Annotated in this window: 12 protein-coding genes; 7 read left to right on the top strand and 5 right to left on the bottom strand. The window is 56.6% G+C overall.

Annotated features, from left to right (window positions below; translation table 11 throughout):
• Positions 1-230: 230 nt before the first annotated feature.
• The 4 genes from FTW19_RS12835 to FTW19_RS12820 all read right to left on the bottom strand — a co-directional run bounded on the left by FTW19_RS12835 (position 231) and on the right by FTW19_RS12820 (position 6,426).
• Complete coding sequence (locus FTW19_RS12835) at positions 231-1,064, bottom strand: enoyl-CoA hydratase/isomerase family protein (RefSeq protein WP_147648005.1); 834 nt, start codon at positions 1,062-1,064, stop codon at positions 231-233.
• A gap of 133 nt (positions 1,065-1,197) precedes the next feature.
• Positions 1,198-2,049 (bottom strand): fumarylacetoacetate hydrolase family protein, encoded by an 852-nt coding sequence (locus FTW19_RS12830; protein WP_147648004.1) that lies wholly within the window; start codon positions 2,047-2,049, stop codon positions 1,198-1,200.
• Positions 2,050-2,061: 12 nt separating this feature from the next.
• Entirely contained in the window at positions 2,062-4,941 is a 2,880-nt protein-coding gene (locus tag FTW19_RS12825; protein WP_147648003.1) for an FAD-binding and (Fe-S)-binding domain-containing protein, read from the bottom strand.
• Positions 4,942-5,373: 432 nt separating this feature from the next.
• Complete coding sequence (locus tag FTW19_RS12820; RefSeq protein ID WP_246153264.1) at positions 5,374-6,426, bottom strand: LacI family DNA-binding transcriptional regulator; 1,053 nt, start codon at positions 6,424-6,426, stop codon at positions 5,374-5,376.
• Positions 6,427-6,719: 293 nt separating this feature from the next.
• On the opposite strand from FTW19_RS12820, the gene FTW19_RS12815 reads away from it, so the two are divergent.
• From FTW19_RS12815 to FTW19_RS12790, 6 genes are all read left to right on the top strand, one after another.
• On the top strand, positions 6,720-9,986 hold the full coding sequence (locus FTW19_RS12815; RefSeq protein WP_187142953.1) for a TonB-dependent receptor: 3,267 nt from the start codon (positions 6,720-6,722) through the stop codon (positions 9,984-9,986).
• Between the two features lie 134 nt (positions 9,987-10,120).
• Positions 10,121-11,110 (top strand): GRP family sugar transporter, encoded by a 990-nt coding sequence (locus FTW19_RS12810; protein ID WP_147648001.1) that lies wholly within the window; start codon positions 10,121-10,123, stop codon positions 11,108-11,110.
• Between the two features lie 36 nt (positions 11,111-11,146).
• Positions 11,147-12,103 (top strand): ribokinase, encoded by a 957-nt coding sequence (gene rbsK / locus FTW19_RS12805; RefSeq protein ID WP_147648000.1) that lies wholly within the window; start codon positions 11,147-11,149, stop codon positions 12,101-12,103.
• Between the two features lie 83 nt (positions 12,104-12,186).
• The gene (locus FTW19_RS12800) at positions 12,187-14,403 is read left to right on the top strand and encodes a formylglycine-generating enzyme family protein (RefSeq protein ID WP_147647999.1); all 2,217 of its coding nucleotides are present in this window, start codon (positions 12,187-12,189) and stop codon (positions 14,401-14,403) included.
• Between the two features lie 224 nt (positions 14,404-14,627).
• Entirely contained in the window at positions 14,628-15,029 is a 402-nt protein-coding gene (locus FTW19_RS12795) for a helix-turn-helix domain-containing protein (protein WP_147647612.1), read from the top strand.
• Complete coding sequence (locus FTW19_RS12790; protein ID WP_147647340.1) at positions 15,026-15,907, top strand: IS3 family transposase; 882 nt, start codon at positions 15,026-15,028, stop codon at positions 15,905-15,907. Before FTW19_RS12795 ends, FTW19_RS12790 begins: the two co-directional genes overlap by 4 nt.
• Before the next feature lie 269 nt (positions 15,908-16,176).
• Here the strand turns inward: FTW19_RS12790 and FTW19_RS12785 are convergent, their stop codons facing one another.
• Complete coding sequence (locus FTW19_RS12785) at positions 16,177-17,172, bottom strand: aldo/keto reductase (protein WP_147647998.1); 996 nt, start codon at positions 17,170-17,172, stop codon at positions 16,177-16,179.
• A 195-nt stretch (positions 17,173-17,367) separates the two neighbouring features.
• Here FTW19_RS12785 and FTW19_RS12780 point away from each other — a divergent pair, with 195 nt between their 5' ends.
• On the top strand, positions 17,368-18,252 hold the full coding sequence (locus FTW19_RS12780; protein WP_147647997.1) for a LysR family transcriptional regulator: 885 nt from the start codon (positions 17,368-17,370) through the stop codon (positions 18,250-18,252).
• Positions 18,253-18,346 lie beyond the last annotated feature (94 nt).

Genomic DNA, 18,346 nt, shown 5'->3' with positions numbered 1-18,346 from the left:
GAAGAGGCGCAGGGATTTCCATCAGATCTTCATACAGATCTCAGACGGCTTAGCCATGAATCGCGAGAAACGGTAATTGGCAGAGATCACCACTAGCAATGAAGGTGATTTATGTAATTTTGGTAAAGTTTTATAGTTTTTACTAATCTCCGGCATGCAGTGCGCTGTTAGCTCCAACTGTCTGAAGACTGTGCAGCACTCCACCAAATGGCAATCCGCAGTAGCGACATTTATCTTTTCGAGGAGAGTCTCGATAAATAATCCATCTCCAACTCGCCTTCATAAGTTTCGGCGCCGATCTTCAATGCTTCCTTAACACGCGCTTGGGTCACCTCGCTAGCGACACTCAGATCGGACTCATGGGCTTCCACCAGAAGCCCCTCTGCCATGGAATTAAATGCTCCGGTATCCACGGCCGTCTTGACGTGAGCAATAGTATGTGCGGGGAAGGAAGAAATGCGGTGGGCAAGCTTCTCGACAAAAGGCGTCAACTCGTCGTCTGGCAACGCTCGATTGATATAGCCGTAACGTTCTGCCTGTTCCGCTGAAAGATCATTGCAACCCAGGAGTACCTCCAAGGCGCGTCCCCGTCCGATGAGCCGGGGTAATCTTTGCGTGGAGCCTCCACCCGGAACAAGCCCAACCGCCACCTCTGGCTGGCCGAAGATCGCTTTGCCAAGAGCAGCAAAACACATGTCCATGGCCAGCGCGATCTCACTCCCTCCGCCGCGGGCCCGTCCCTCGATCTTGGCAATGGTCACCTTAGGCATATTCCTGAACCGCTCGCCGATCATCTGCGTAAGACGAAAGCTGCGCGTATGGGACACAGTCTTGGAAGCGGCTCCCACCCGGCCCAAACCAGAGTGGGCTATAAAGAAATCAGGAAGCGCGCTCTGCAAGACCACCACCCGGACACTCTCATCGTTTTCGAGTTGTCTGCCGAGTCTGTCGAATTCCTGCGACAGATCTTCATCAAGAAGATTGATGGGCGGGTGATCGATGCTGACGAATGCGACCCCGGAATCAAACTTGAACCGGAAACATTTGTAATCAGAATATGGCAAGGGTCTGGCTCCTCTTGGGTGAAGGTTTCAGTGAGGCCATTTCGACATAACCTTTGTTGTTCTACTCGTGGCCTTATGCGGGACATCGCCATCGGTAATGTGCGGACACTGCAGCTTATGCCTTGCTCGCTTCTCAGCCATCCTGCACGGAATTGGTCAGGATACCGAGCCTCTCGATCTCCACTTCGAAGATATCGCCGGGTTGCATGAAAACGGGTGGCTTACGCGCCGCTCCCACACCACCCGGTGTGCCAGTGATGATGACATCGCCTCGTTCCAGACTCATTGCGACACTAATCATTTCAATTAGCGCCGGGACATTGAAGATAAGCTGGTCTGTGCTCGCATCCTGCATCACGCGGCCATTTAAGCGGCCCTGAATGCGCAGTCCGTGAGCCCCTGGCGGTACGGCATCGGGTGTCACCAGCCACGGGCCGAACGATCCGGTGCCGTCAAAATTCTTGCCTATCGTCCATTGCGGTGTACGGAGCTGAAAATCACGCACGGTCGCATCGTTGAAAAGGGAGTAGCCTGCCACGTGATCGAGGGCCTGCTCCTGAGAGATGCGGCGCCCTGGCTTGCCGATCACCACGGCCAGTTCGGCTTCATAGTCGAGCGCAGTTGATTCACGGGGTCGCCGAATCGGCTCTTGATGAGGGATCAGACTGGTCGCGAAGCGGGCGAAGATTTCGGGATAGGCCGGCTTCTTCAGCCCGCTTTCCTCCAGGTGATCATCGTAGTTGAGACCGACGCACAGAACTTTCGGCGGTACGGGCACCGGAGGCAGCAGGCGGATAGCGTTCAGGTCGATTGCCGGCGATTGCCCGAGGCTTCTACCGATGCGCAACAGGTCTGCACCTTGTGCGATCAGCTCGGGCAGCGTGCCTGGAAACCCGCTGTCCCGCTGCGTCAGGCCATGCCAGCCAGAGCCTTCATCCACGGCAATTCCGAGGACACCACGTATTTCAAAATGAATGATGCGCATAAGGGTGCTCCTTTAGTTCGACTCCGGACGACTCAGTTCCTCGAGGAGAAAAACAAACGATTCATACGGCCGCCCGGTCGCGTGCCGAAGGCCCATCTCACAGGTTCGATTCGCCGAGACGTAGGCGTCGAAGGGCCGATCGATCAGCACCAATTGAACCTCCCGCGTCGCTGAAACGACCAGCTCGGGATGCAATAGCCCTCGGTCGCCAGCAGTCCCGCAGCAGGTTGTGCCAAGTGGGACTTCCACTTCGTCGGCCAGGCGCCCCGCAATCTCTTTGAGCGCGCCAGCCAGTCTGAGGTCCGTCGTCGAGCACGTCGGATGCACAGCGACGCGCTGTAGCTTGCGCGAGATCGCCAGGTTCGGCAGAAGGTCACGACACCACGCTATCGAGTCGATGATCTTGAGGCTTTCGTACCGCTCTCGTCGCTCTCCTTCGAGCTGTGTCATGACATCCTCTTTGAGACCAAGAGTGCAGGAGGCGGCGTCGACGACGATGGGAAGAGCTCCTCCATCGCTCCAGCGCCACATCGCATCAGCAACGGCTTCCGCCATGTACTTGTGCCCCTGGTGATAGCCTTTCGATCTCCACGGCGTCGAGCAGCAAAGGCCAGCGACATCTGGCGGAATCCACAGCGGCTTACCAGCGCGTTTGGACAAGGTGACAAGGGTTGCCGCAAGTGAGGGAGCGGCGGGCCCGGCAGGATCCCGACCAAACATTCGGTTGATGCATGCGCAGAAGTACACTGCTGCGGCACCGTTCCTGTCGGTTTTCGGCAAGCCGGAAGCGGCACGTGGCATTGGCCCGGGCACGGCGGGCATGAGGTCCGGGCTAACAACAGTTCGCACGGCAGCGGTAAGAGCAGTGAGTGGCTTCACTCCAAACACGGAGGAAAACGCGTGCGCTCCCCGCAGGCTTATGCGCGCTAAGGGTTCGATCGCTTTCCAGTGCTTCGCGAGGCGAAGCGCCACGGCTTCCGCAGCTGGGCTGTTCTCGCGTCCGCGGAACTGTTTGATCAACGTTCCGGTGTTGATCCCTATCGGACAGGGAATAGAACACATGCCATCGCCCGCGCATGTCTCGATCCCGTCGTACTGATACTCCCGTTGGAGTTGCGCAAGCATCGCGGAATCATTCTTCTGGCGCACCATCTCGCGCCGCACCACAATCCGTTGACGTGGGGTCATGGTGACATTGCGGCTCGGACAGACAGGTTCGCAGAACCCGCACTCAATGCATTGTGAGGAACCCGTAACCCCCTCGATTTGCGGGAAGGACTTCAGATTCTCCAGGTGAAGCTTGGAATTGCGCGTCAGAATCACGTCCGGTGCCAAAATCCCGTGAGGATCGGCAAGCTGTTTTATGCGCCACATCATGTCAGTGGCCTTCTCACCCCATTCTGATGCGACGAACGGCGCCATGTTCAGGCCAGTTCCGTGCTCGGCCTTCAGAGAGCCATCATGTTTCCCAACGACGAGCTCCACAAGTTCGGTCATGAACGCCGAGTACCGAGCCAGCCCGTCGGCGTCACCCAGATTTGCGACGAGAGTGAAATGAAGGTTCCCGTGAGCTGCGTGTCCCGCGACACCAGGAATGAATCCATGCTTGGAAAGGAGTTCCTGCACGTCGTGCGCACCCTCAGCCAAACGCTCGGGCGGAAAACAGACATCCTCCGTGATGAGCGTCGAGCCCTCCGCACGACTCTTGCCCACCAAACCCAGAAGTCCCTCACGAACATGCCAGGCGAGCTCGATGGCCTCAGTGACACTCGTGAACTCTACCGGTCTAATCAGCCTGGCGGCACTCACAATCTCGATGACCTGGCGTTGTGTAGCTTCGAGAGAAGCCGTGTTCTTAGCGCCAATTTCGACGAGCAGAGCAGCGGCCTTGGGATCGAGGGTTTTCCAATAAGCGGGTGTCTCTTCAAAGGCCTGCCCGGCCGCCGTGAGCGCCGGAGCAACCATGAGCTCGACGGCGGTGGCCCCGAGCCCGACGAGGCCAGGAACAAGGGCAATCGCTTCATCGATTGTGGGAACTGGAATCCATGCCACGCTGGTCACGCGGGGTGATGGAATCGTCTCTAGCACCGCGTCAGCGATGAAGGCGAGTGTACCCTCCGAACCGACGAGCAAACGTCGAAAAATCTCTAGCGGCGTTTCGCCATCGAGAAGTGCACAAAGCCGCAATCCGTGAGTGTTCCTGATCGCGTACTTGCGACGCACACGGTCCGCCAGCACCGGATCTGCCAGAAGCTCTCTTCGCAGCCCGAGCAAGCCTTCCGCAAGCTGCGGCTCTGCCTGCACAAACCGTTTTTCGGCATCGGGTTTCGATGTGTCGATAACAGCGCCGGATGGGGTTACGAACGTGAGCGCAGAGACGGTATGGTAGGCATCTTTCTGGACGGTGCACCGCATGCCACCGGCGTTGTTCGCAATCACGCCTCCGATCGTGCAAGCTGCGGAGCTAGCAGGATCCGGCCCCAGCCGGCGACCGTGCCGCTCCAGCATTGAGTTGATGTGACCGAGGATCATCCCGGGGCGTACTCGCACGCGTTGGCCGTCATCCTCCACTTTGCCGCCATTCCAGTGACGACGCACATCGATCAGGATGTCATCGGATAGCGATTGACCGTTAAGACTCGTACCCGCCGCCCGAAACGTCGCATGCCGCCCGGTCTCACGGCAATAACGGAAGAGCTTGACGATATCATCGGTCGTTCGAGGCAGCACAACGACTTGAGGGATGAGTCGGTACGGGCTCGCATCGGAGGCATACCGTGTGAGATCGATTGCTCTGTGGAGAACGTTCTCTTTTCCCAGGAGTGCGATGAGATCGGCCTTCAGGTCACCTGGTGTCCCATCGATCAGAGAGGTGGGGATGGCATCGCTCATCGGTGGACCGTCGAAGCGTCCTATGCGTGCAGGGTTTGGGGAAAGTAGCTTTCTAAACACAATTGCGCCCCTATATTTTTAAGTCTTCAGTACCAACTCGTCCTGATACTAGACACGGCTCGCAACGCCGACTATTACATGAAGCTGGTACCGCACTCTTCGCATGGCGTCCATAAGGCTTAGTAGACACTTACGATTGATTCTTGACTCGCGTTAACTCGCCAACGCACTCATCAAGGAAGCGCATTTCACATGGACGAGTAGAGGGTTTCAAGAAGGCGGGGAAGGTACATACCAGCGTGATGGACTAACGGCACTCTGATGTGATCGGCCCACTTAACCTGCTCAGCATTTTCATCCCGAGGTAAGTCGAAGCGATGAGACCTCACCGCCTGCAGCTGTCCACTGCTTCTACTTGTTGCATCAGGTTGGCTATTCTTTGTTCCTCCGCCTTGCGCGCGTTCCCGACGTCTCGCGCGACAGCGGCGGTGCTACCGAATCCCTCAGCTTCAATACGGTTTCTAAAACGATATGCTTCGCGGGGCTCGCGTCGCCCTCCTTACGGTCAAGCAACAGACGGGCGGCGGTCGTGCCAAGCTGGTAGCCCGACTGCGAGACTGAGGAGAGCGATGGATTCGTCGTTTCGCCCAGATCCAGATCATCGAAGCCAATAATGGAAACATCCTCAGGGCAGCGAAGACCTGATTCCCGGACGGCCAGCAAGACTCCCAGGGCGATCATGTCGTTGCCAGCGAAGATTGCTGTCGGAGGCGGAATCAGACGCAGCAGCACTTGAGTCTTGGAGTATCCTCCCTGTTTGTCGAAACGGGTCTCCTGGATGTATTCCGGAGCAAGAGGAAGCTTTGCCTCCTTCATCGCCCGCCTGAATCCTTCAAGGCGCTCCTTAGCATTTGTGAGGTGCAACGGCCCGGTGATGGTCGCGATTCGAGTGTGCCCCAGCCGAATCAGATGACGAGTTGCGTTGTAGGCGCCGGCTTTGTTATCCGCGGTTACACTGTCGCCGCTCCAGTTCTTGGGAAGCCGGTCAATACACACAACGCCCGTGCCCGCCTGCCGGTACGATTCCGCCTGTGTTGTAAGGTCGCTGAAATTCGACGGAATCACAATCAGGCCGGCGGGCAAGTAGGTCCGTAGCTCATTGAGGTGAATCAGTTCTTTGGAATGATCATTGTCTGTGTTGCAAAGAATCAAACGGTAGCCGCTCGAGAAGGCGACGTCTTCCGCGCCGCGGACCACCGCGGGAAAGAAGGGGTTTGTGACATCGGGAATGATCATCCCAATCATGTTCGTGTGGTCACGGCGCAGGCCGCGCGCCAACTGACTGGGCTGATAACCAAGAGCCTGTATAGCCTGAAGCACTCGGGTCCGCCTGGGCTCCCGGACAGTCGCCGTGTTGTTCAGGACATGTGAGACGGTGCCCAGTGAGACACCGGCTAGTTTTGCAATCTCCTGCATATTCGCCATAGTGTCTACTCCTGCGAGCCCTCCCATCGAGTTATAAATGCAACCTCATTTTATGTCCGATTTTGAAATATTTCAAAATTTCAGGACTCGAAGCTCGCACCTCCTCCCCCAATGTGCATCCGCATTTACCCGCGTAAAAACTAAGGTATCGCATCTTATTTAAAAATTTCTTGACAAGCAGAGGGATACGCTCCTATTTTTGTGGGCACCGTTTTGAAAGCTTTCAAAAAATCATTGAGATCTGTGCGACGCACGCTGAAACGCTCAAAGGGTCTGGAATCGGAGGCTATACCGTGAAGAAAACGAAGGGTCGGCTGTGCTTGCAATTGCGGCTGATTGGATGGCTGCTTTCAGTTACGTTGGCTGGTGGTTATGGTGTCAAAGCCGCTAGCGCCCAAACTATCAATGCTCAGATTCTCGGGAAGGTTCTTGATGCAAGCGGCGCTGAAATTCCCAGTGCAACGATCACCGTCAAGAACACCGGTACAGGATTGGAGCGCACTGCCACGAGTTCGGGGGAGGGTGACTACGCTATCTCCTCACTTCCGGTCGGCTCGTACACGCTGACGGCGGTTGCGGCGGGGTTTAAGACCTACACGCAATCCGGAATCGTTCTTGAGGGCGGACAACAAGCCCGGCTTGACCTTGCGCTTCAGATTGGAAGCGCAACCGAAACGATCGAGGTCTTTGGGCAGGCAGCGCAGGTCGATACTTCGTCGGCAACCCTTCGAAGTGAAGTCGACAACACTCAGATCAAGGAATTGCCCCTTAACACGCGAAGCACGCTGCAACTTCTCACGTTGGTACCTGGCGTGGGAAATGCCTCCAGCGCCGGTGCGGCCGGCAACAGCTTACCTGCCGTCGTCACGAACCAGCGTAGCGGTCCGCTGCTGACGGTGAATGGTAGCCGTGTCAACGGAAGTGAGGTGTCGCTCGACGGCGCTATCCTCGTGACGGCACTTTACAACCGCCCTGCTAACCTCCCGAACCCTGACTCCATCGGGGAGTTCTCGCTCATTACAAGTAACGCTGGTGCGGAATATGGGCACGCGTCGGGAGGTGCGTTCGTCGCAATCAGCAAATCCGGAACCAACGCCTTCCACGGATCGGTGTGGGAGTTTTTCCGCAACGACGCATTGAACGCAAGGAACTGGTTTGCGCCTGCGCCGGCACCCAAACCGATTCTCAAACAGAACCAGTTCGGTTTTGCCGTTGGCGGTCCGATCTGGAAGGAGAAAGCGTTCTTCTTTACTACGTACGAAGGATTGCGAATCCACCAGGTAATCCTCCAGAACCTGGCTACCTTGACGCCTGCGGAACGCGCGGGAGATTTCAGGGCTATTTCAAAGCAGCTCATAGACCCTTCAACCGGGCAGCCATACCCCAACAATCAGATACCGCAAGCTCAATGGGATCCGTTATCAGTGGGATTTATGAATACCTATATTCCCATCGCCAATGCAGCCACGGGCCTGTTCTCCGGCCAATTCGCGAATCCTGTAACCGGCAACCAATTCACCGTGAGAGGCGACTATAAGTTCACCAAGAAGGATCTGGCATATTTTAGGTTCTTTCGCGTGAATAACACGACTCCCACGTTTACGGGGAACAACGCCTCTTACACTTCGTTCTCGTCGCCCAACCAGGGCTTCACCGTGAGGGATACACATACATTCACGTCGAACCTGGTTGGAGATTTCGGGTATTCCGACACGAACCTGAATACAACTGGCGCCCAGCAAGGGAAGGTTCTGACAGTTGCACAGATGGGTGGGAAGTATGCGACGGACGGATTCAACGTGTCTCCCATTGTGACGATCTCTGGTGTCGGAAGTTTTTCTTCCGGATACTCCGACTACGAGAACTCAGCGTTGAAGCAGATCGACGCGAAGTTGTCGTGGATCCACGGAAAGAGTGCCTGGAGCTTCGGCTTCCTGGGCCTTCACGAAGCTGAGCTTCTGAACTGGCCTTTCACCTTCACCTCAGGCAATCCAACATTCAGTGGCGCGATAACCGGCAATGCCTTGGCGGACTATCTGATTGGCCGTCCCATCGCCTTCGGGCAAAACGTTCCGTTTACCGGTTCGGAAACGACAATGGGGTATAGCTTCTATGCGCAGAACGATCTCCGGGTCTCTTCTCGCCTGACCTTGAATCTTGGCCTGCGATATGACCTGATGCTGCCATGGAAAGAAGACGGCCTTAATTCCGTTACTGTCACCTTCGATCCCAACTATAAGTCGAAGAGAATTCCATCTGCCATCCCCGGTCTGGCATTTGCGGGAGACCCGGGTTACCCGGACGGGCTTATCTTCACGGACAAAACGAATCTCGCACCGCGAGTCGGGTTCTCCTATGATGTCTTCGGTAACGGAAAGACTGCGCTGCGTGGCGGCTACGGTATTTTCTACAATGCGCCCGGAGCCATCACGCTCGCAAATGCGATCGAGGCCCCGCCCTTCCAGCCACAACTCAGCTTTGTCCCGCATACTTTTTCTGATCCATACACGGGTACGGGGATCGCAAATCCATTCCCATACACCTTTGATCCATCTAACCCGCTCTTCCCTGCTGGTTCGCAATACTACGCGCCGGACCCGCATCTCAAGAACGCGTACATGCAGCAGTTCAATCTAAATGTGCAACATGAGTTCCCAAAAGAATTCGTGGTGCAGGCCGGCTATGTGGGTGGGGCGGGAAGGCGCCTGTGGTACGGACACCAGGCAAATGCCGCTCCTTATTCTGCCGGGGGCAATGCATCGAATGCGCAGTCGCGCCGGCCATTCCTGCCGCAGTATTATGCCGGAATCACGGGCATCAATTCGATTGGTTATTCCAATTACAACGCGCTGCAGATCACCACGAGAAAGCGACTCTCCGCAGGCTACACGATGCAACTGGCGTACACTTTCTCGAAGTCTCTCGATGCTGGATCTGTCGCGGATGTCGATGGCTCCACCGTGCAGGATCCGTACAACATTCTTACGCCAGAGTACGCCAGGTCTGACTTCAATCAGGCACATCTTCTTCGACTGAACGGAGTCTGGAACCTTCCACGGCTCGACAAGATGGCGACGCTGAAATACATCATCGGAGGATGGGGTCTTTCAGGGATTCTGAATTACAGCAGCGGCACACCCTTCTCCGTAACTACGGGTGCACCAGCAGCGTGGCTCGGACCCGGCAGAAGTGTCGGTAATCTGCGCCTGAACCTCGCACACAATCCTTGCGCCGGCTGCGGTAGCCGGCAATCGTGGGCGAGAACGGGATATTTCGATACAACGGCGTACGTCACGCCGCCGACTGGAACCTTCGGTAACAGCGGGAGGAACAGCCTGACCGGCCCCTCGTACTTTGATACCGACATCAGCGGAGTAAAGAACTTCCCTTTCCTGAAACGCGAAGGATCAAACATCCAGTTCCGTGCCGATTTCTTCAACGTGTTCAACAATGTTCAATTCAATAACCCGACGACAGCGAGTTCCTCGGCTGTCTTCGGAAAGGTCACTTCTGCCGGCAATGCCAGGCAGATTCAACTCGCGTTACGTTTGAGCTTCTAGTCTCCGTATGAGTTGCGGAGGCTGGAGCGCAGGCAGGAAAAGCTCCTGCCGCGTTCTTCGCAGGAGCAGGTGATGTAGTGCCTGCTTCCTGCAAGGCTTTTACCTGGGCTTTAGGTGAGAAAGGATTCCGCAGAATGTACCAGCCTGAAACGTACGGCGTGGCACTCCTGTTCATGATCGTCAGCATGCTGTGCTGGGGATCATGGGCGAACTCCATGAAGTTGTGTCCCGGATACCGGTTTCAATTGTTCTACTGGGACTACGTCATAGGGTTGGTCGCTGGCGCAGTTCTATGGGGAGTGGCTCTGGGAAGTATGGGATCGGCCGGCCGTTCGTTCCTCACGGACATCGTTCATACGGGCGCGTATCCGATTCTTCTCGCCATGGCGAGTGGCGCCATCTTCAATGTTGCGAATCTTCTATTGGTCGCCGCCATCGACATCGCCGGGTTGGCGGTGGCGTTCCCCGTCGGTATCGGTCTTGCACTTATCGTCGGCGCGGTCAGTACCTATGTCATCTCACCCCAGGGAAATCCGGTTCTCCTCTTTGGAGGAATCGCGCTTGTCTCGGCCGCGATCCTATTCGATGCGATCGCCTACCGGCTTCGCGAAACAGAACACGCTGCCATGAGTCGTCGCGGCATCATTATCAGCCTGGTCGCGGGGCTGTTGATGGGCACGTTCTATCCCCTCGTCTCAAAAGCAATGACAGTGAGCGCCGGCCCTGGGCCGTATGCCGCACTCCTGTTCTTTGCGCTTGGGGTAGCCGTCTGTGCTGTTCCTGTGAACTATTTTTTGATGCGCTTTCCGCTCGACGGTCGCGAACCCGTTTTCATGCAGGGATATTGGCAGGCGCAAGCGGGTTGGCATCTCTGGGGAATGATCGGGGGAGCAATCTGGGGAACGGGCGCGATGGCGAACTTCGTAGCCTCACAAGCCCACATCGTGGGACCAACCGTTTCTTATTCCATCGGGCAAGGCGCCACGATGATCTCCGCCTGCTGGGGGGTATTTGTTTGGCATGAATTCAGCGTAGCGCCTGCTCGGGCAAAAGCCATTCTGGGCTGGATGTTCGTTCTGTTTCTCTGCGGTCTAACCGCGGTCGCCTGCGCACCTATCTTCTAATCGCATCGTTCACTGTTACTTGAGGGGAGGAACCCGTTGTCTGCACAAAAGCCAATTATCGTCGTCGGAAGCATCAACACAGACCTGGTAACGATGACCAGGAAGATGCCTGCAGTGGGCGAGACTGTCATCGCATCGGACTTTGCGATCCATCCCGGCGGAAAGGGCGCGAATCAGGCCGTAGCCGTAGCCCGATTGGGATACCCCGTCCGTCTCATTGGACGAGTGGGGAGCGATACCTTCGGCGTTGAGCTCAAAACGCAACTGCATAGTGCGGGGGTGGATGTCAGCGGCGTCGCTACCAGCGAAGGTGTCTCAGGCGTCGCCGTGGTCATTGTGTCTGAGGGGGGAGACAACAGCATTCTGGTAACTCCCGGGGCGAATTACAAGATCACACCGGAAGATCTGGATGCTAACGTCGCTATCCTGAGAGGCGCCGGAATGGTGCTGGCACAGCTTGAGATTCCACTCGAAACCGTCGAATACCTTGGCCGCATCTGCGCACGGGAAAACGTACCCTTGATTCTTGACCCGGCGCCCGCAAGAGAGCTGCCGCGGAGCCTCTTGCAGGATGTAGCGTGGTTCACTCCGAACCAAACCGAGGCAGCCTTCTATCTGGAGGGCGCCGTCGAGCAACCGACAGCTCCTGAAACAGCACGGATACTTCTTTCCCGTGGCTGCGATGGGGTCGTCCTCAAGATGGGCGCGCACGGAACGTATCTGCGCTCGGCGAAGGTTGCCGGTACTCGCGTTCCGGCGTATTCCGTGAACGCAATCGACACGACGGCAGCCGGGGATGCGTTCAATGGAGGGTTTGCGACTGCTCTTATGCTCGGGAAGTCTCCGGTCGAGAGTGCAGCCTTTGCGGCTGCCGTTGCCGCTATATCGGTAACCCGGATCGGCGCACAGCCTTCTATGCCCAGCATGCCTGAGGTAGAGGAGTTTGTCCGGAGCCAATCAGGAGACATCGCGTATGCCGGCCATGAGCGGTAGTCTGCCGGCCATTCGAGCGTGCGGCTATATGACAGCTGGCCGGGGAAAGATTCGTAAGTATGAGCACTGAAGGGAGCTATTCAATGAGGATCAGTTATAGAGAGGTTTGGCGTACTGCAAGCCTGGTTGTGTTGTCCGGCATGATGATTGCACGGGCCAATGCGCAGTTCGGGAATCCCACCGGCCAACTCATTTCTCCGCCCCCGTGCCTCACGATGGGCGCCGTCACACGGCCCGGGACGGGTTGCACGCCTTCCACCCATCGAGACTGGCTCGCCGAGACCAGGCATTGGCGCACAGAGCGTCTCATCCGTATCGGTTACGACGGCTCCCGCTACAAGCTTCCGGAGCTTCAATGGGCGCAGCACAGTTTCATCCAGCCCCAGATGATGGTGCACGACCGTTATCTGTACGATCCCGCCAGCGGGAAATACACCGTTGACCGGTACCTTGATGACCTTCAGAAGCGCTACGGCGGCATCGATGCGGTCCTCGTCTGGGCGGTGTATCCGAATGTAGGCGTCGACGACCGGAATCAGCACGACATCACGCGAACCATGCCCGGAGGGGTAACCGGACTAAAGCAAATGGTCGCGGATTTCCATCGCCGCGGCGTGAAGGTATTGTTCCCCATGATGATGTGGGATCAGGGAACGCAAGACCCGGGAACAGACTGGCCGACGGCCTTTGCGCAATTCTTGAAAGAGATCGATGCTGACGGAGTCAATGGTGATACCCAGGATGGCGTGCCGCTGGCATTCTCTCTCGCGGCTGAAAAGGCCGGCCATCCGCTCGCGTTTGAGCCGGAGGGCGGACCCAGCGATGAGGCGCTCGCATGGAATGTGCTCACATGGGGGCAGTATCAGTACACGCCTGTTCCTGGTGTGGACAAATATCGTTGGCTTGAACCTCGGCACCAGGTAAATATTCAAGGCCGTTGGGATCGCGATAAAACCAACGCTCTGCAATATGCATTCTTCAACGGTGAAGGTTGGGAGAGTTGGGAAAACGTCTGGGGTATCTGGAATGGCATTACTCCGCGCGATGGAGAGGCAACACGTCGTGTAGCCACAATCGAACGTGCCGTGGCTCCTTTCTTCGCAAGTGATGGATGGGAGCCACTCTACCCGATGCTGCGATACGGTGTTTACGCGAGCCGCTGGCCTCAGGCAGATGAGACCGTTTGGACGATCGTGAACCGCAGTGAGTACGATGTCGACGGAAATCAAATGACTGCGCCCTACAAGCAGGGCATGCGCTTCTTCGATCTTTACCACGGCACTGAACTCAAACCCGAGATCAAGGGCGATGAAGCAACTCTTTCCTTTTCAACCGAAGCGCATGGGTTTGGGGCGATCTTAGCCACAGCCGGCGAGCCCGGCCCTAAGTTCAGAGATCTGATGGGAAAAATGAAGGAGATGACTGCAAAACCTTTGTCCAGCTACTCACACGAGTGGCAAGCTTTGCCGCAGCACGCCGTCGAGATCGCCGCCTCTCCGCTCGCTGCGTCCGCACCTGAAAACATGGTTCGGATCGACGGCGGCGCCTATTTGTTCCGTGTGCAGGGGATAGAGATTGAAGGCGCAAACGATATCGGTGTAGACGTTCAATTCCCCTGGGAAGATAGCGCTCGCCGCTTTCATGAAAATCCTATGCAGATCAAGCCCTTCTATATGGACAAATTCCCGGTGACCAACGCGGACTTCAAAAAGTTTCTTGATGCGGCGCAATATCGTCCCAAAGATCCCCTGAACTTTCTCAAAGACTGGAAAAATGGCACGTATCCAGAGGGGTGGGCGAACAAACCTGTCACCTGGGTGTCACTGGAAGACGCACGTGAGTATGCGAAGTGGGCGGGTAAGCGACTGCCTCACGAGTGGGAGTGGCAGTACTCCGCGCAGGGCGGCGACGGCCGGACATACCCCTGGGGAAATTGCGACTGGCTTGCGTCACAAGGCGGCGGTCGTGGCTGCCCGGCGGATGCCGCAAATCTTGCGCCGACACCGGACAAGGGTCGCATCATACTTCCTCCCAGTGACGTAGATGCGCACCCGCAAGGAGCAAGTCCGTTTGGCGTAATGGATATGGTCGGTAACGTGTGGCAGTGGACCGACGAGTACGTCGATGAGCACACTCGCGCTGCGATTCTTCGTGGCGGCAGCCACTATCAGCCGCAGGGCTCGATATGGTATTTCCCGCAGGCTTACAAAAACGACCAGCATGGCAAGCTGTTGCTCATGGCTCCCAGTTATGATCGTTCGGCAGCGGTAGGATTCCGCTGTGTCAAAGACGCACAATGACTTGTAGTTGGATGCTTACAGACACGACGTCGACACCGTGACCGGAGTCTTAGCTGCCCAGGACAAATGCCGGATACCGCATTCGTGGCTTTGCAAACGACTTATCGTGTCCATGATGTTTTCATCATAGACACGATAAGTCTTACTCGCTCCCTTTTGTCCGGTCGGTCTGTGCTGTTACCCAGATCAGGAAACCTGGGGACAGGCGAATCGAAAGAGGAGCGATGTCCCAGGAAGAGAAAAGGGCGTTCAGCCGGTCGTTCAAGCTGCGGGCAGTAAAGCGAATGGAGGCTGGCGAGAGCAGCAGTGCGTTGTCGGTAGAACTGGCAGTGAAGCGAACCCTGCTCTATCGTTGGCGCGATGCTGTTCGGCAGGATGGAGAGAAGGCCTTTCGAAGGAAGTCTGGCCGCCCATCGAAGACGGAACTGCTGAAGCGTGAGCACGGCGAGGAAGAAGCCAGCGAGTTAGCCCAGGCGCGGCGCAAGATCGCAGAGTTGGAGCGCAAGATAGGCCAGCAGCAGTTGGATCTGGATTTTTTCAAACAAGCCTTGCGGCACATCGAGGCTCCACGGCAGCGAAACAGCGCGCGTGGCGCAACAGCATCTTCGCCAGCATCCAGACGATGACGCTACCGCAAGGCTCTCCATCGAGATCCGTGGAGCGGATGTGCAAGCTGGCCGGCGTGAGCCGGGCGAGCTTCTATCGCGACTGGGAAAAGTCAGCGCCGCTGGGTGAAGAGACAGAGCTGCGAGACACGATACACCGCCTGGCTCTGGCCCATCGTACTTATGGCTACAGGAGAATAGGAGCTCTTCTGCGGCGGGAAGGGCGTGTGGTCAACCACAAACGGCTGATACGGGTCATGCGGGAGGACAACCTGTTATGCCTGCGCAAAGCTGCGTTCCGCCCTGCGACAACGGACTCCAATCATCGTTGGCGGGTATGGCCGAATCTGGCGCGGCACATAACTCCCATGGGCCCTAATCGGCTGTGGGTAGCAGATATCACCTATGTCCATCTGGCGGAGGCCTTCGTGTATCTGGCTGTCGTGCTGGATGCGTTCAGCCGCAAGGTCGTGGGGTGGGCGTTGGGAAATCAGCTCACCGCGAACCTAGCGCTGGGAGCGTTAGAGATGGCCCTAAGTGATCGCAAGATCGCGCCTGGCGAACTTGTTCACCACACAGACCGGGGTATCCAATACGCCTGTGGTGACTACATCACACGCCTGCAGGCCGCGGGGATACAACCGAGTATGAGCCGCCCAGGATGTCCCTACGACAACGCCATGGCCGAGAGCTTCATGAAAACCCTCAAGGCGGAAGAAGTCAACGCCACTTCCTATCGCAATATCCAACATGCCAGATCCGCCATGCGCCGCTTCATCGAAGACGTCTATAATCGCCATCGGCTCCACTCTGCTCTCGACTATCTATCACCAGTAGAGTTCGAGCTTGCCTCGCTCTCCGCTACTTCCACCACCGTAGCTCTCAGCGCCAACCCATAACTACTAACCTGCCTGTCCCCAGATTACTGTGTCTCACCTCAGGGGTGCACTCCACCCGTCTGTCCCCAGGTTTCAGAACGCCATCAAAGATTTCGAGGCCCTGTCCCCCTGGGAGCGCCTCGTATTGCTCGACTAATCTGCCCCGCCGTTGCGCGTGCAAATCGTGTATTCCAAAGCTTCCCTATAGCTCACTTGCAGAAGTCGGTTTAGGTAGCAAGAAAGCTACCACCGCCACCGACGCTGGATCTTTACAAGCTGCGCCAGAAGGTTTATCGATCGACCAGTCTTTGCAGCGCTTCTGGATATCGCTCTCCCTGGACCTCAATGCTGGAAAGAGCGCTCTCGATCTCCTCGATGTCCTCTGCAGAAAGTTCCACATCCGTCGCTCCGAGGTTCTCTTCCAGACGATGGAGCTTGGTCGTGCCTGGGATCGGCACAATCCACGGCTTCTGAGCGAGCAACCATGCCAGGGCAATCTGTGCCCGCGTCGCTTTCTTCGACTCCGCGATCTTGCCTAGAGTGTCAACCACCTGCTGGTTCGCCTTGCGTGCTTCGGCACTGAAACGTGGAACGCTGTTCCGAATGTCGTTGCCCGGGAAGGTTGTGCCCTCATTAATCGCGCCGGTAAGGAAACCTTTGCCCAGTGGGCTGAAGGGAACAAAGCCAATCCCAAGTTCTTCCAGCGTTGGCAGAATTTCCTTCTCCGGTTCTCGCCACCACAGGGAATACTCGCTCTGGAGTGCAGCGACGGGTTGAACTGCATGGGCACGGCGGATCGTCTTCGCGCCCGCCTCGGACATGCCAAAGTGCTTGACCTTGCCGTCCAGGATAAGTTCCTTTACCGCGCCGGCAACGTCTTCGATTGGAATTTCCAGGTCAACGCGATGCTGATAGAAGAGATCCAGAGCATCGACTTTCAAACGCTTGAGCGATGCCTCGGCCACCTCCTTGATGTGCTCGGGGCGGCTGTCGAGGGCATTCCACTTGCCTTCTTCGGCTGGATTGGCCTTTAAGCCAAACTTAGTCGCGATCACAACTTGACCACGAAACGGCGCCAGAGCTTCGCCGACCAGTTCCTCATTCACCAGAGGACCATAGGCCTCGGCCGTATCGAAAAAGGTGACACCACCCTCTACCGCAGCGCGGATTACCTTGATAGCTTCTTCTTTCTCCGCCGCTGGACCAAGGCCGAAACTCAACCCCATACAGCCAAAGCCCAACGTTGATACCTCAAGCCCGCTCTTTCCTAATATGCGTTTTTGCATTGTTGTCCTTTCCGAAATCGTGCCGGCTGTCCGTGCTCGGCTGCCAGCGCCGTCCATACCGATCGAATCCACGTTGGAACACGCTTCCGTCGCCACGCGATGGAGCCGCCGCGACTGAACTCAAGTCTAGGCCCGGATCGTTTATGAGACTAGACCATGGGAATTGGATGAAGTTATGAGTAAAATTCATGAATCATGAAGAATGATCTTGGCGAACTTGCCGCATTCGCAGTTGTTGCTGAAGAACGAAGCTTTACCCGCGCCGCCGCCCGGCTTGGTATCTCTCAATCCGCACTCAGCCATTCCATGCGAGGCTTGGAAAAGAGGTTAGGTCTCCAGCTCCTCGCCCGAACGACGCGAAGCGTATCACCCACAGCAGCAGGTGCCGCACTCCTTCAAGATCTCACCCCCGCTCTGGAACGTATCGAGCGATCGTTGGCCGAAGCACGAAAACGGAGAGAGAGTCCGACAGGCCGGATTCGTCTGATCATTCCGCGACCAGCCACGTATATGGTGCTTCTACCGAAATTAGCGCGGTTTGCACGCACCTACCCTGAAATCGTCTTGGAGGTCACGTCCTCGAATGACCCGGTCGATCTCGTGGCCGGAGAGTACGATGCTGGCGTACAGATCGGTGAGTTCATCCAACGTGACATGATCGCAGTCCGTGTCAGCAAGGACCTGCGCCTCGCAGTTGTCGGCTCACCGGAATACTTCAAGTCCCACAAGATTCCCCGAACGCCTCGAGATCTGAAAGATCATGCCTGCATAGGCTTTCGCTTTAGCAGTGGCATCTACCGATGGGAGTTTGAGAAAGGCCGTAAGGCACTAACCGTCAATCCGCAGGGACCGGCGACGTTCGACGATCCAGACTTGGTTGTCCAGGCAGTGTTGAACGGTGTAGGTATCGCAACGACAGTGGAACAACCAATATCGGAGATGATCGCAAAAGGGCGCTTGGTTCAGGTCCTGAGGGACTGGTGTCCCACCTTCCCCGGCTATTTTCTTTACTACCCAAGCCGTCGAAATCAGCCGGCTGCTCTTGCCGCCCTGATCAACACGCTTCGACTTTCAGATTGAACATCGCTCGGAACTGTCTTAGCGTACGATTTTTGACGTTTGCTGTCGTGACCTCCACTATCTTGCAAACCTAGCGTCGGCTTTTCTCCCGTGT

The organism is Terriglobus albidus (genome assembly GCF_008000815.1).
In the GTDB taxonomy this organism is placed as follows: domain Bacteria; phylum Acidobacteriota; class Terriglobia; order Terriglobales; family Acidobacteriaceae; genus Terriglobus; species Terriglobus albidus_A.
Note: the sequence above shows the minus strand (reverse complement) of the source record. Positions and strands in the feature narration are given on the sequence as shown.

What these genes read in the sequence shown, in the direction of transcription:
- FTW19_RS12820 (WP_246153264.1), bottom strand. Translation starts at nt 6,426, where the DNA reads ATGGCGAATATGCAGGAGATTGCAAAACTAGCCGGTGTCTCACTGGGC.
- FTW19_RS12825 (WP_147648003.1), bottom strand. Translation starts at nt 4,941, where the DNA reads ATGAGCGATGCCATCCCCACCTCTCTGATCGATGGGACACCAGGTGAC.
- FTW19_RS12785 (WP_147647998.1), bottom strand. Translation starts at nt 17,172, where the DNA reads ATGCAAAAACGCATATTAGGAAAGAGCGGGCTTGAGGTATCAACGTTG.
- FTW19_RS12830 (WP_147648004.1), bottom strand. Translation starts at nt 2,049, where the DNA reads ATGCGCATCATTCATTTTGAAATACGTGGTGTCCTCGGAATTGCCGTG.
- FTW19_RS12800 (WP_147647999.1), top strand. Translation starts at nt 12,187, where the DNA reads ATGAGGATCAGTTATAGAGAGGTTTGGCGTACTGCAAGCCTGGTTGTG.
- FTW19_RS12795 (WP_147647612.1), top strand. Translation starts at nt 14,628, where the DNA reads ATGTCCCAGGAAGAGAAAAGGGCGTTCAGCCGGTCGTTCAAGCTGCGG.
- FTW19_RS12810 (WP_147648001.1), top strand. Translation starts at nt 10,121, where the DNA reads ATGTACCAGCCTGAAACGTACGGCGTGGCACTCCTGTTCATGATCGTC.
- FTW19_RS12780 (WP_147647997.1), top strand. Translation starts at nt 17,368, where the DNA reads ATGAAGAATGATCTTGGCGAACTTGCCGCATTCGCAGTTGTTGCTGAA.
- FTW19_RS12790 (WP_147647340.1), top strand. Translation starts at nt 15,026, where the DNA reads ATGACGCTACCGCAAGGCTCTCCATCGAGATCCGTGGAGCGGATGTGC.